The 13103-nt window shown below is 60.1% G+C and carries 13 protein-coding genes; 7 read left to right on the forward strand and 6 right to left on the reverse strand.

Annotation, left to right across the window (positions count from 1 at the left end; translation table 11 throughout):
* Positions 1–31: 31 nt before the first annotated feature.
* Positions 32–790, forward strand: a complete 759-nt coding sequence (locus tag L286_RS41025) for an exopolysaccharide biosynthesis protein (protein ID WP_238559332.1) — start codon at positions 32–34, stop codon at positions 788–790.
* Positions 791–888: 98 nt separating this feature from the next.
* Here the strand turns inward: L286_RS41025 and L286_RS48065 are convergent, their stop codons facing one another.
* Positions 889–1770 (reverse strand): hypothetical protein, encoded by an 882-nt coding sequence (locus L286_RS48065; protein ID WP_084498544.1) that lies wholly within the window; start codon positions 1768–1770, stop codon positions 889–891.
* Positions 1771–1921: 151 nt separating this feature from the next.
* The gene (locus tag L286_RS41030; protein ID WP_031293501.1) at positions 1922–3235 is read right to left on the reverse strand and encodes a chloride channel protein; all 1314 of its coding nucleotides are present in this window, start codon (positions 3233–3235) and stop codon (positions 1922–1924) included.
* A 48-nt stretch (positions 3236–3283) separates the two neighbouring features.
* Between L286_RS41030 and L286_RS41035 the strand changes: the two genes are divergently transcribed.
* Positions 3284–3889, forward strand: a complete 606-nt coding sequence (locus L286_RS41035) for an MgtC/SapB family protein (protein ID WP_238559333.1) — start codon at positions 3284–3286, stop codon at positions 3887–3889.
* Between the two features lie 5 nt (positions 3890–3894).
* On the opposite strand, the gene L286_RS41040 is transcribed toward L286_RS41035, so the two are convergent.
* From L286_RS41040 to L286_RS41055, 4 genes are all read right to left on the reverse strand, one after another.
* Entirely contained in the window at positions 3895–5463 is a 1569-nt protein-coding gene (locus L286_RS41040) for a DUF389 domain-containing protein (protein WP_021223836.1), read from the reverse strand.
* A 78-nt stretch (positions 5464–5541) separates the two neighbouring features.
* Positions 5542–6531, reverse strand: coding sequence for a YihY/virulence factor BrkB family protein (locus L286_RS41045; protein WP_021223837.1), 990 nt, complete (start codon positions 6529–6531; stop codon positions 5542–5544).
* A gap of 85 nt (positions 6532–6616) precedes the next feature.
* Entirely contained in the window at positions 6617–7438 is an 822-nt protein-coding gene (locus tag L286_RS41050; RefSeq protein WP_021223838.1) for an ion channel, read from the reverse strand.
* 271 nt (positions 7439–7709) lie between these two features.
* Positions 7710–8234, reverse strand: coding sequence for a MarR family winged helix-turn-helix transcriptional regulator (locus tag L286_RS41055; protein ID WP_021223839.1), 525 nt, complete (start codon positions 8232–8234; stop codon positions 7710–7712).
* A 289-nt stretch (positions 8235–8523) separates the two neighbouring features.
* Between L286_RS41055 and ectA the strand changes: the two genes are divergently transcribed.
* From ectA to L286_RS41080, 5 genes are read left to right on the forward strand one after another with little or no spacing between them, the layout of a single operon-like run.
* Positions 8524–8967, forward strand: coding sequence for a diaminobutyrate acetyltransferase (ectA, locus tag L286_RS41060; protein ID WP_031293503.1), 444 nt, complete (start codon positions 8524–8526; stop codon positions 8965–8967).
* A 19-nt stretch (positions 8968–8986) separates the two neighbouring features.
* Entirely contained in the window at positions 8987–10294 is a 1308-nt protein-coding gene (gene ectB / locus L286_RS41065) for a diaminobutyrate--2-oxoglutarate transaminase (protein ID WP_021223841.1), read from the forward strand.
* Between the two features lie 10 nt (positions 10295–10304).
* Positions 10305–10718 carry an ectoine synthase gene (locus L286_RS41070; RefSeq protein WP_031293504.1) on the forward strand — a complete coding sequence of 138 codons (414 nt, stop codon included), beginning with the start codon at positions 10305–10307 and terminating at the stop codon, positions 10716–10718.
* A gap of 25 nt (positions 10719–10743) precedes the next feature.
* The gene (gene thpD, locus L286_RS41075) at positions 10744–11664 is read left to right on the forward strand and encodes an ectoine hydroxylase (protein WP_021223843.1); all 921 of its coding nucleotides are present in this window, start codon (positions 10744–10746) and stop codon (positions 11662–11664) included.
* Positions 11661–13100: an aspartate kinase gene (locus L286_RS41080; protein WP_021223844.1), complete on the forward strand. Its 1440-nt coding sequence runs from the start codon at positions 11661–11663 to the stop codon at positions 13098–13100. Before thpD ends, L286_RS41080 begins: the two co-directional genes overlap by 4 nt.
* Positions 13101–13103 lie beyond the last annotated feature (3 nt).

Genomic DNA, 13103 nt, shown 5'->3' on the forward strand with positions numbered 1-13103 from the left:
TACGCCATTCTTCATGCTGACAGGTGACAGGATGAACAGGGACGAGGATAAACGAACAGGGCTCGACCGGAAAATCAGTCAGCCTCAAGGCAAGCATCGCCATCGCGCGCTTCGCGGACTGAATGCTGCTGACGGTCCGGCTATCTCTGTCGGGCGGATGACAGGCCGTTCGGATCCGGGCATCGCATGGGCCGGCCAGGTGCGCGACGCGTCAACTGATTCTCATCGCCTGGGCGACATGCTCGACCGCCTGCGCAAACTGGCGTCCAAAGCTGACACAGTCTCGCTGGGCGACGTCGTGGAAGCACTGGGTAATCGCAGTTACGGTCCATTCCTGATCCTCCTGCCGCTGATCGACATTTCTCCCGTCGGCGCGGTGCCAGGCCTGCCCACGCTGCTGGCCGTACTCATCATCCTCGTCGCTGGACAGCTGCTGCTTGGGCGCAAGCATTTGTGGCTGCCCGGCTTTGTGCAGCGACGGTCCATATCCGCTGGCAGGGTTGCCAAGGCGATCGAGAAGATCCGCCCGTTCGCCAAGCGCATGGACCGCTGGTTCCATGGGCGCATGCCGATGTTGACGAGTGGCCCGTTCGTACGCGTGGCGGCGGGGGCGATCATCCTGATGGCGCTTACGGTCCCGCCGCTCGAACTGCTGCCGCTTGCGACCACGGCGCCGATGGGAGCGATCGCCGCATTCGGGCTAGCGCTTCTGGTCCGCGACGGATTGTTGATGGTCGCCGCCATCCTCCTTGCCGTAGCAGCCGTGGCGGTCGGTCTTAGCCTGATATGACCTCGCCCATTTCCCAGCTCGTTGTGCAGCTGCAAGCCCCACCAAAAGGTTAATTTGGCGGTAGGTGAGCGCACTTTGAGGTGGTCAAGCTCCCCCGCCTATGTTGCGGGAAATAATGAATTAGCGGCAATCTGCGGCCGAAATCGTAGACTTCTGTCACACGGGCCAAGAGAGTTCATCACAACACGGTAGTCAGCCAAAGCTGTAGAACGAGCCTCTGGGGTTGAGGAAATGTGAGCGCCGGGAGGCAGCTGATCAGGGAGCGAGCAAGCCAAGCGGTACCATTCAAGAGTATCGCTTGCAGGAGGGCTTCCCACATCTGCAATGAGCTCCGAAAAGGATACGGTCCAGTTTGGAGAGTGGCCCGGACGACGATGTACCGTGATCGCCGGGGTGGACGATCCGTTCGTTTCCAAGAATATCTGTGTTCGTCCCTGACCCACTAACGTGCCGGGCACATGCAGCAAAGTACGAACACCTGTAACGTGGGGAGGGGCATCCGGCGACATGGCGGCGGTCAACAAATCGCGCAGGCGCGCTTCCCGCGAGGCGCTCCAGCGCAACTGCGCAGTAGGAGTGACGAGCTGCAGCTCTCCAGGTTTCCCCGGCACTCTGCGGGCGAAGATAAAGGCTTCTTCACCTTTCAGATCTTCCGACCGACCATGCCAATCCAGTGGAACGTCAACCAGGTATCTAACTGATCGGCCAAGAGGCTTCTTGCTCACCAGCAAAGCCTTTGTTTCCGCCTCGATGTAGAAGCGGCGGTATCCGGTGCGTTTGGCCGGAGAACGAGACGGATCAATCGGTATCATTGAATCGATATGCACCAGCGCCACCAATTCGGCGGCAAAGGACAGGTCTGCAATATCCGCATAGGTGACCATCCGATTCGTGGCGGTCTGTGCGACCACGGCCACGGGTTGGAAAAGCCAGGAGGCCACCAACAAACCCGCGGCAAGAATTCGCGAAACATGTGGCATTGGGTGTGCTCCTGCGTTTCGGGGGGCACTGCCTCACCCACCGCCAGGCAGCTCAGCATAGTATGTAGCTGAACTATCGATATTGTTGCAACCCTGCCTCGCTCGCCGCCCCGCTGCGACGCTGCATCACAATCCGAGATTCGGAACGGCTCTATCCGTCGATTTTACGTTCAACTCCGGTTTCAAAGCGTTGGGAAAGGCCATGATAGAGTCGCTCCTTGCTGACGAGTTGCGCAGCAAAATCCGCGATCAGCGCTGTTGCGAGCAACGGCATCATCAGACCACGGCTCGCCGTCGTTTCCGAAATAATAATCACGGCCGTGAGTGGCGCTCGCACCACGCCGGTGAAATAAGCCACCATCCCAAGCAGGATGACGGCTCCTGAAGGATAAGTTGGAAATATGCTGCGCAGAACGTCCCCAATTCCGGCACCGACTGATAAGGAGGGGGCGAAGATACCACCTGGAATCCCGGAAATCGCTGTGGCCAATGTCGCGATGAATTTCGCTGCCCCAAACCACATCGGCACGTCTGAACCTGCTATAACGGCGTGGGCGGTCTGATAACCGGTTCCCCAGGTCAGGCCGGTCGCGACGCCAAGGAAGGCTACGACGAAGCCGCAGCCCGTGGCGAATAGCACAGAATGGCTGCGCAACCAGCGCATCGGCGCCGTTGGGACTCTGCCCGCCGAAAGCATCAGGCGTGAAAAGGATCCGCCCGTTAGGCCGCCGATCACGCCAGCAACAGGGGCCGCGGAAAGCGCTTGGTGCACATTCAACGTCTGACCCATCACACCGAAATAGACATAATCACCAGCTAGGCCAAGGCTCACCATGCCGGCGATGAGGACGGCCGCCATCACCAGCAAGGCCATGCGCTGCTCATAGGCCGCAGCAAGCTCCTCGATCGCGAAGGCCACCCCGGCGAGCGGCGTATTGAAAGCGGCTGCAACGCCTGCCGCGCCTCCGGCTATATATACGGAAGCGCGTAAGGGAACGGCCATCAGCCGATGCGCGTAGCCCATGATCGAAGCCGAAATCTGCACCGTCGGCCCCTCCCGACCTACCGATGCGCCAAACAACAGGGCAGCGACCGTCATGATGAATTTCACGATGGCGATGCGTGCAGACACCAGGCGGCTGAGCCCGTCGTCGGGATCGCGCGAGGCCGCCATTACCTGTGGAATGCCCGAACCGCTCGCGGCAGGCGCCAGCTTGCGCGTCAACCAGACGATCGCTGCAAATCCCAATGGCGTGATCAGCAGCGGCGCCAGCGGCCAGCGACCTGTTAGCGCGAGGAACATCTCACTTGCCTCATCCGCCAGCCGCGCGAACAGCAAGGCGACAAGTCCGGTCAGTACGGCCCCACCCAAAAAGGCGATGCGGCGCCGCCATACCAATGCCTCGGGAACGTGCCGCCGCAAAAGCGCACGTAGATGGGGCGGTGAAAAACTGGAACGAGGCATCGAACTCCCTCAGCGATTGTGCTGGAATGCCGAGCAAAGGGCAGACCGGTGATTCCTCTCGTGAAGGCCCTCTCCCAATTTGATGGCCACCGATATCAACGGCGCGTTCGCAATGTTCTGGTGACCCACCGGGCGAACGGAACGGCGACAAGGTTCGATGGTTTGCCCGTAATGGCCAGTCTGGCGCCCCTTCATTTTACATGGGTCGATGTCCTGATCCGGCTCGGTGCGGCGGTCCTGTTTTCACTCCTCATCGGGCTGGAGCGTTTCCACAATCGCCGACCAGTCGATTTCCGACCGTATTTCATTGTGTCCCTCGCATCCTGTGCTCTCGTCATTGGTCTCATGGAGGCAAGTTTCGATATCAAGGATCCACGCCTGTCCATCGATCTCGGCCGTGTCATGAGCGGTGTGATGACTGGCATCGGCTTTCTCGGCGCAGGAGCATTGTTCCGGGAGAGCCACATCGTGCAGGGTGCAGGATCGGCCGCCGCGATCTGGGCCGCCGGGGCGATCGGCATTGTCTGCGGGCTAGGCCTCATATGGCTCGGCGGACTGGTCGCAGCCGCAATCCTTTTGCTCTTTCTCATAGGCCGCCGCTTTACAGGCCCCTATCATGCCGGATTGGATGATGAAGAAAACGAGCGATCATGATCGCGTCATGGCAGACTCTCGTCCAGCGCGGCAGCCAATCTGAAGCTTTGGCCCGCAGCAGGTGTTGAGATTGGCGCGATGCCCTCGGCGCGTAAAATCTCCGCGATGGCCAGCCCTCTGCGCTGAGCTAGATCAGGTCCATCCGACGCTTCACTGGACAGGCCCGGCACCGCGAGCGCGCGAATGTTCCATCGACGGGCCGCCCAGGCGGAAGTGAGCACAGCGTCGCGCGCCGCTGAACCCAGCATATCGGAGCCGTCCGCGAAACGGACCAGCGGCAGCTGCGCTTGAGGCGGAACGATAGCAATGTCCCAATCACCAGACTGGCTGCGCGCACGCTGTTCGAGCATACGATAGCTTGCGAGACTGGCGCCAGGTATCGGCTCGGCCAACGCACTGGCGCGATGATGATCGCGGTCCAGGGTAATTGCATCAACGGGCACGCCCGCAATAAGCGAGACCATCTGGGTGAGAGCGCCAATCCGCGCCGTTTCGGCGGCTCCAGGCGCACTGGCCTGCCGCAGTTCCTCCCGCTGCGCTTCCAATGCACCCGCGCCCGGCTCTAGCAGGACCTGATCAAGTTGAAGGCGGAGGGGTTCGCCCAGACGTCTCGCGAGGTCGGACTGGAGCGTCGCCGTTTTTTGCATGCGCGCACGCGGCGTGATGATGACTGACCGGATGGCGATCGGCTTCGCATCGAAATCGACGTCCAGCTGGGTAACGCGGGCACTGTTTCCAAACCGCTCAGCCAGGAAGGATCGGACCTGCGTAACCGCCAGGGCCTCGCCCGCAATTTGCTTGAGGGAGAAGGCCAATGGAATCGCCATGACAACGAACACCAGGATCAGGACAATTGTCTGCGCCCAGCTCTGCTGACTTGAAAGAGAATGCCCGAAGCCGTAGACACGCGCCATGACGGTCGCGGACAAGGCAATGGTGACGAAGTTTGTGACAAACAGCGCGAACGCTCCCCCCAGTACCGGCAAGTTCCAGGTCGCAAGGCCATAGCCGACCACTGCCAGCGGCGGCATGAGCGCCGTCGCGATTGCAACACCCACGATAGTGCCGCCCCTTCCCCTGATGATCGCGAAGGTTCCGGCCAACGCCGCGAAAAGGGCGACTCCCAGGTCGAAGAGGTTGGGTCGCGTTCTCGATATGATTTCGGTGGTTGGCGCCTGAAGGGGCGAGAGCGCCACGATTAGCGCGGTGAAGGCAACGGCGCATGCGGACCCCGCCCCAAGAGCAATCAATGCCCTGCGCATCTCGCTGAAATCGAACAGGGCCAGGCTGAAGCCGAGGCCCAGGATCGGATTCATCAGCGGAGAAATCAGCATAGCGCCGATCACGACCGCCGGGGAAGAAAGAAGCAGGCCCAGGACAGCGATGCCCGCCGACATGATCGTCATGAACAAATAGCGCGGCGACCAGCCGCTTTCTTCCACGATCGTCTCTACAACCTTCTCATGATCGACGATGCCGACGATCCTCCTCCGCCACCAGCGATAGAGCGGCATGCGATCCATGCGCTCATGCAGGACGGATCCGGCACTCCCAGCCAAATCACTGTCTGTCATCTGCCCCTATCTCCAAATCCCTTCAAATGCCGACACGCGCCCTCTGGAGCAACGAGTAATAGCTGGCAAATTCACGGCCTATTTCTGCAGCGCTGCGCTCATGTCGGCCATTGTCGCGCCCCGGTGACCCATTGGTTCTTCCGGGCCCGTCGTTGTATCGCGCGCCGTCTGCCGTTCGGTTTCGGCATTGATAAGACCGCCGACAAGCACGGCATAGGCGGAAACATAGAGCCACATCAGCAGCACCACTACCGCGCCCAGTGAACCGTAGGTCGCATCATAATCGCCGAACCAGCTCGCATAGAGTCCGAAGCCTAGGGTCGCGAGAAGCCAGAGCAAAGTTGCAAGACATGAGCCAAGGGTCAGCCACTGCCAGCGGGCGTCGGCCCTATCCGGCGCGAAGCGGTACATGCCCCCGATAGCGAAGCTGCACAGCGTCGCCGCGACAAGCCAAGTAAGCCCCTGCACTGCAGCTGCGCCCACTGGCCCGATCCCGGCGACCAGCCCTTCGGCGAAGCTCAGCATGGATGCCGCCGCCAAGCCAATAATTCCCACGAGCACGGCTGCGCCCGCCAGAGCAGTGGCGATAAAAGTGCTTTTCACAAGGGAGCGCCGGTCTTCCTGCTCATAGATGATGTTGAGTGATCCGATCATCGCGCCTGAGGCGCGTGACGCGCCATAGATGGAAATCAGCAACGCTATTAACAGCCCCAAGCCCTTCTTGTTCGCTGCGCTGTTCGTTAGCTGCGTCAGCTGCTCGTAGATGAGGCGTGCCGCATCCGCCGGCACGAGGTCGATGATCGTGCGCATATGCTGGGCGACTGTTGCGGGATCGGCGGCAAGACCATAGATCATGACGACAGCCCCCAGCAGAGGCACGAACGACAGAAAGGCGTAAAAGGCTACGCCTGCCGACAGCAATCCGAGATTATGCCGTCCGCTGTTCACCCAGACGCGCTTCAATATAGGTTTCCATCCCGCCCAGCGCATCTGGGTAGGCGCGAGAGCGGCAGCGCCATTTTCTCTGGCAAGTTCCTGATCTTGCAATGCAGACATGTTGCCTCCCATCTTTACTCAAGATAATGGACGGGTCAGGTATCGGGTCGGTTCCCAGATAATGCCTGCTTGATGGATCCCGCACACGAGTGCAGCCTCAATTCCCTTCGCTTGGAATGTTGACGACGTTCCCGCAGTGCTTGCAGTGCACAGCATCCGCGTCGTGGCGTGAAAGGCCACAGCGCTCGCACTCATGCTGAATCTTGGTTGGGCGAATGATGGCCTGGGCGAGCCGCACGAAGAGCGATATGCCTGCAATCATGATCGCAATAGAAAGGAGTCGACCTGTCTCACCGACGAGCGTGATGTCGCCAAAGCCCGTTGTAGTAACAGTCGTCACAGTGAAATAGAGAGCGTCGCTGAATGTGGCGATCGACGGATTGCGTCCGACCTGCGCCTCGTACACTACAGCACTGGTGACGAGCAGGAAGATCAAGAGCTGGGCACCATTACGGATCACCTCTTCGTTTTCCGCGAACCAATGACTGCGAATGCGCAGGGCATGGCCCAGGCCCACGACTTCAAACAAATGCACGGCTCGGAACACGCGGAGGAAGGCAAAACTTCCAACGATCGCAGGGACAGTAAGTGAGATCACGATTAGCAAATCGATGAAGGTATCGAGTTGCATCAGGCACCGAACGCGTTCTCTAGCTGCCACGATCCTGCCCATCAACTCGAGCGTGATCAGTCCCGCCAGCAAGCTATTGAACCAAAACACCCAGTCGGCTGCGGGTACAAAGGTGAGGACGATGAAGCTGAATATCAGGGTCAGGTCAAATGCGATCAATACCCGCCTGAAACGGACCGAGCGATAGATTGCGCGTACACGTCTTCCAAACTCCGAGCGAGCGGTCAGCCTGTCAGCGCTCGCTGCCAGTGTGAACCCGCCTAACGCTGAAAAAAGGCGATCAATCATAGATTCGCCTCCATGCATGGCCAACTCGAAACAAATCGCCAGCAGGACTGTCGCATGAAGGCAAGGTCGGGCACCTCTGCGATGGTCATCGCCGGTGATAACAACCCAGATGCTTAGTGGTTGCACCCGTCGGACGAACGCAACTTGCCTTGCACAGACCGCTGTTTACCTCGCGATGCCTGCCTAGAAACGATCGGTCAACCGCCAGAGCTCCTTAGTCGATGGCTACTTGGAGTTATTCATCGCTGAATGGTTTCCATCCATATCCATGTTAGATAGGCGCGGATCGGTCAATAAGCCCGCTGTCGAGCAGCGGGGCAGCATCGATATTCTGCGCGTCCATCAGCATCGCCAGCCGTTCCACCGCCGCAAGGATCATTGCCTGTTCCCAAGACGGCAGATGGTTGAACCGCTCTGTAAACGTCGTCTGCAGTAAGTCGGGGGCATCGTTAAGCGCGACAAAGCCCGGGGGAAGCGCTGACAGGATGAATTGCCGCTTATCGCGCTCGTTTCGCTGGCGCTGGACGAATCCCAGTTCCTGTAGACGGTCGACGACTGTCGTGATCGTGGCCTGGCTGAATTGCAGTGCTTGGGCAACCTCGCTGGGCGTGACCGAATCACGCGAGGCGATTTCACGAAGCACGAGCCATTGGGACGGAGTGAGGCCCGTCGCATTGGCGAGGCGGCGGCTGCCGATTTCAGTGGCGCGCAGGACGCGGCGGAGCGCGCGAAGCGTGAGGGAGGCGATGTTGGAACTCATGAAGAAAACATAGAAAAGATAGGGGTTTAAAGCCATGCAAATTCCTTCGGTAGACAAAGCATCTTTATGGATTCTTTATGTGATGAAGAAATGGAAAATGGCTGGTCGGTTGAAAAACGCGACGAAATCTTATAGGTAACCCGTCGACATGAGGGGGTGGACCTAATCCTGCACCAAATTATAATTTGGGAGATAAAGTATATTTGAGTATGAATCCGATGCGGCCAGCCAGCCGCCACGGAGTTCTGCGCGCCTTTCACTTGGGCGCGCATCCAAGCTCCGGTTCCGGAGGCCCGTTGCAGCGGACGGCCCGGCGGTCACCGCGCTGATCGCGCAATGCCCGCCGCTTGATCCCAATTCCGCCTACTGCAACCTTTTGCAGTGCACGCATTTTGCCGAAAGCTGCATCATTGCTGAGCGAGACAGCGCGATAGCCGGATGGGTTTCGGGATACCGCCCGCCGTCCGAGCCGGAATGCTTCTTCGTCTGGCAAGTTGCCGTCGCGCCTGCCGCCAGAGGGCAGCGGCTGGGCGGCCGGATGATCGAAACGCTGCTGGATCGCCCGTCGTCTCAAGGCGTCACCCACCTGATCACCACGGTGACGGATGACAACGCGCCGTCCTGGGCCCTGTTCGAAGGGCTGGCGAAACAGTGGAGCACCGCGCTTGCGAAAAGCGCGCTGTTTCACCGGGACACTCATTTTGCCGGCGCACATGCCACCGAATGGCTAGCGCGTATCGGCCCGCTGCCCATGACGAAGGCGGCCTAACACAAGGAGAAAGGGCGACATGATCACCACGCTTCCCCGACCCACCAGCCGGAAACCTGACACCTCGATATATGAAAGGCGCGAGTCCGAAGTTCGCAGCTATGCCCGTTCCATGCCCCGCCAGTTCAACAAGGCGCAAGGCGTGTGGATGCACGACAATCAGGGCGGGGTGTATCTCGACTTCCTGTCCGGGTGCTCGACACTGAATTATGGCCACAACCATCCTGTGTTGAAGCAGGCGCTGCTCGACTATATCCAGGACGACGGCATCGCCCATGGCCTCGACCTGCACACTGACGCCAAGGCGACATTTCTCGAAACGCTGGAAAGCGTAATCCTGAAGCCGCGCGGACTGGGTTATCGGGCGATGTTTACCGGGCCGACCGGCACAAACGCGGTAGAAGCGGCAATAAAGCTGGCCCGCAAGGTGACGGGCCGCGAGTTGGTAATCGCCTTTACCAACGGATTTCACGGCATGACGCTGGGCGCGCTTGCCTGCACAGGCAACGCCACCAAGCGAGGCGGAGCAGGCGTCCCGCTCAGCCATGTCGCGCACGAGCCCTATGACGGCTATCACGGTCCGGAGGTGGACACCGCCGATCTGTTGGAGCGGCGTTTATCCGACCCGTCGAGCGGCCTCGATGCACCAGCCGCCATATTGGTGGAAACGGTGCAGGGCGAAGGCGGTTTGAACGCCGCTTCGCCGGAATGGCTGCGCAGGATCAGCGCCATTGCGAAGCACCATGGCGCATTGATGATCGTGGATGACATTCAGGCTGGTTGCGGCCGCGCCGGCGGCTTCTTCAGCTTCGAAGGCATGGGTTTTACGCCCGACATCGTGACGATGGCGAAGTCACTTTCGGGCATGGGCCTACCCTTCGCATTGGCTCTGTTCCGGCCGGAACTGGACCAATGGTCGCCCGGCGAACATAATGGGACGTTTAGAGGCAACAACCACGCTTTCGTCACCGCCACCGCCGCGCTGCGACACTTCTGGAGCGATGGGCAGTTCCAGCAGGACATCGCGCGTCGCGGAGAACTGATCGAGCGCCGCCTGGACGCGATAGCAGCAGAATACGGTCTGTCCACCCGAGGCCGGGGGATGATGCGCGGCATCGACGTCGGATCGGGCGCCGTGGCTGCCACGGTCACCGCAGCTTGCTTCGCACGCGGCCTGATCATCGAAACGAGCGGGGCGCATGACGAAATCGTCAAGATACTCGTACCGCTGATCATAGACGATGCCCAGCTTTCGGCGGGCATCGACATATTGGAAAATTGCATCCGCGAAGCACTGGCCGTGCCCTACGGCGTCGCAGCGGAATAAAGGAAACATCATGATTGTTCGCAAATTGCAGGACATCCGTAAATCGGATCGAAACGTGGCGTCAGATCAGTGGGAAAGCGCGCGCTTGCTGCTGAAGGACGATAATATGGGTTTTTCCTTCCACATCACGACCATGTATGCGGGCGAAGAAATCCACATGCATTACCAAAATCATCTGGAAGCCGTGCTGGTGCTGAAGGGCAATGGCACGATCGAGGATCTAGGCACGGGCATCACACATCAGCTGGCCTCAGGCGTCATGTACGCGCTCAACGCCCATGACAAGCATATCGTACGCCCCAACACCGACATTCTGTGCGCCTGCGTGTTCAATCCGCCGGTCACCGGCAGGGAAGTGCATGACGAAAGCGGGGCCTATCCCGCTGAGGCGGATATGATCCGCGAGGCCGCGCTTAGTAATTGAACCTGACTGAAAAGGGGGAAGGCCCTTGCAAGACATCTACCCATCCCGCCATGCGAATGTGGCGGAGTTTTTGCCGCGTCTCGACCCCGTCGTGCACGGCGATTGGACCCAGGACGCGGCGATCAGCAGGGAACAGGCTGCGCAGTTCGACCGCGACGGTTATCTGGTACTGGAGAGTCTGTTCTCTGACGAGGAGGTGTCCTTCCTTCAGCGCGAGGCGGGCAAGCTATTGTCGGACCCGGACGCGCTGGAGGTTGAAACGGTCATCACCGAACCCGGCAGCCGCGAAATCCGTTCAATCTTCCGCATTCATGCGCAAAGCCTGATTGTCGCAAGGCTGGCCGCCGACGAAAGGCTCGCCGAGGTGGCGCGCTTCCTGTTGGGTGACGAAGTGTATATTCACCAGTCGCGCCTCAACTATAAGCCCGGCTTCCAGGGCAAGGAATTCTATTGGCATAGCGATTTCGAGACCTGGCATGTCGAGGATGGCATGCCGCGCATGCGAGCGCTGTCGATGTCGGTGCTGCTTGCGGAGAACACGCCTCATAACGGACCGCTGATGCTGATCCCAGGATCGCATCGCAGCTACCTGACCTGCGTTGGTCAAACCCCCGAGGATCATTATCGCATGTCGCTGAAGCGCCAGGAATATGGCGTACCGGACGAGGACAGTCTGGCCGAACTGGCGCACAAGCATGGCATCGTCGCTCCGACGGGCAAGCCGGGTTCCGTCGTGATCTTCGACTGCAACATCATGCACGGATCGAACGGCAACATCACCCCCTTCCCCCGCGCCAACGCGTTCCTGGTCTATAATGCGGTCAGCAACCGGCTGGTCGCGCCATTTGGCGTCGACAAGCCACGCCCGGAATTCATCGCGGCGCGAGGTGAACCACAGCCGATCGTGCCTGTGTCCGGTTCGCTGGCCGAGGAGGTGCTGATATGAACCGCCATAGCGTGGAAAAGATCGGCGGCACGTCGATGGCACAGACAGCCACCCTGTTCGACAATGTGCTGATAGCAGGCCGAAAGGGCGCGGATCTTTACAACCGCATCTTCGTCGTGTCCGCCTATGCGGGGATGACCGATCTGCTACTGGAGCACAAGAAGAGCGGCCAGCCGGGCGTCTATGCCCGTTTCGTCGCGGATGAAGGCACCGACGGCTGGCGCGAAGCGATCGAAGCGGTGCGTTCCGCGATGCGCGCGCGCAATGCCCAGATGTTCGCGCGGGCCGACAGCCAACGGGAAGCCGACGCCTTCGTCGATATGCGGATCGATGCCGCGGCCGCATGCCTGAACGATCTCGCGCGGCTGCGCAGCCACGGGCGCTTCTGTGTCAAGGAGCAGCTGATAACGGTACGGGAAATGCTCGCGGGGTTGGGCGAGGCACATAGCGCCCACAGCACAGCATTGTTGCTGCGCGACCGGGGGGTCAATGCCGCCTTTGTCGATCTGACGCTGTGGTATCAGCAGGATATGCAGGAACTGGACGAGCGGATTGTGACGGCGCTTGAAGTCATCGACCTTACCTCCACCCTGCCGATCGTCACCGGCTATGCAGGGTGCCGCGAAGGCATGGTGCGCCGCTATGCGCGGGGCTATTCGGAAATGACCTTCTCGCGCATCGCGGTGCTGACCGGGGCGCGCGAGGCGATCATCCATAAGGAGTTCCACCTGTCGAGCGCCGACCCGAAGCTGGTGGGGATCGAAAAGGCACGCAAGATCGGTCGCACCAATTATGACGTTGCCGACCAGCTCGCCAATCTGGGCATGGAGGCGATCCATCCCGGCGCGGGTCGGGGCCTGCGGCAGGCCAACATTCCGCTACGCGTGCGCAACACATTCGACCGGGAAGATGGCGGGACGCTGATCTGCGGCGATTATGTGTCCGAAACGGCGCGCGTCGAGATCGTGACCGGCGTTCGTCATGCGCAGGCGCTCCAATTCTTCGAGCAGGACATGGTCGGCGTAAAGGGCTATGACGCTGCCATATTGGAGGCGCTGACACGGCATCACGCATGGATCGTCAGCAAATCGTCCAACGCCAATACCATCACCCATTATTTGTCGTCCGATGCGGCGACGGTGAAGCGGGTGATCGACGATCTTCAGCAACGCTACCTGGATGCCTCGATCTCCGCCCATCCGGTGGCGATGGTGTCGGTGATCGGGAGCGACATATCCCGACCTTCGCTGGTCTCCGATGCGCTGTGCGCTCTCGGCGAGGAAGGCGTCGGCGTCATCGCGATGCAGCACCAGATCCGAAATGTCGATGTGCAGTTCATAATCGATGTCGAACATTATGATGCTGCCGTGCGGGCGCTGCACCACGTTCTGGTGGAACGCGAAGAGATGGCGGCGAAGGGGAAGCGCGCCGCCTGATCG

The organism is Sphingobium sp. HDIP04, assembly GCF_000445085.1.
Taxonomy (GTDB): domain Bacteria; phylum Pseudomonadota; class Alphaproteobacteria; order Sphingomonadales; family Sphingomonadaceae; genus Sphingobium; species Sphingobium indicum.

What these genes read in the sequence shown, in the direction of transcription:
- L286_RS41025 (WP_238559332.1), top strand. Translation starts at nt 32, where the DNA reads ATGAACAGGGACGAGGATAAACGAACAGGGCTCGACCGGAAAATCAGT.
- L286_RS48065 (WP_084498544.1), bottom strand. Translation starts at nt 1,770, where the DNA reads ATGCCACATGTTTCGCGAATTCTTGCCGCGGGTTTGTTGGTGGCCTCC.
- L286_RS41030 (WP_031293501.1), bottom strand. Translation starts at nt 3,235, where the DNA reads ATGCCTCGTTCCAGTTTTTCACCGCCCCATCTACGTGCGCTTTTGCGG.
- L286_RS41040 (WP_021223836.1), bottom strand. Translation starts at nt 5,463, where the DNA reads ATGACAGACAGTGATTTGGCTGGGAGTGCCGGATCCGTCCTGCATGAG.
- L286_RS41045 (WP_021223837.1), bottom strand. Translation starts at nt 6,531, where the DNA reads ATGGGAGGCAACATGTCTGCATTGCAAGATCAGGAACTTGCCAGAGAA.
- L286_RS41050 (WP_021223838.1), bottom strand. Translation starts at nt 7,438, where the DNA reads ATGATTGATCGCCTTTTTTCAGCGTTAGGCGGGTTCACACTGGCAGCG.
- L286_RS41055 (WP_021223839.1), bottom strand. Translation starts at nt 8,234, where the DNA reads ATGGCTTTAAACCCCTATCTTTTCTATGTTTTCTTCATGAGTTCCAAC.
- ectB (WP_021223841.1), top strand. Translation starts at nt 8,987, where the DNA reads ATGATCACCACGCTTCCCCGACCCACCAGCCGGAAACCTGACACCTCG.
- L286_RS41070 (WP_031293504.1), top strand. Translation starts at nt 10,305, where the DNA reads ATGATTGTTCGCAAATTGCAGGACATCCGTAAATCGGATCGAAACGTG.
- L286_RS41080 (WP_021223844.1), top strand. Translation starts at nt 11,661, where the DNA reads ATGAACCGCCATAGCGTGGAAAAGATCGGCGGCACGTCGATGGCACAG.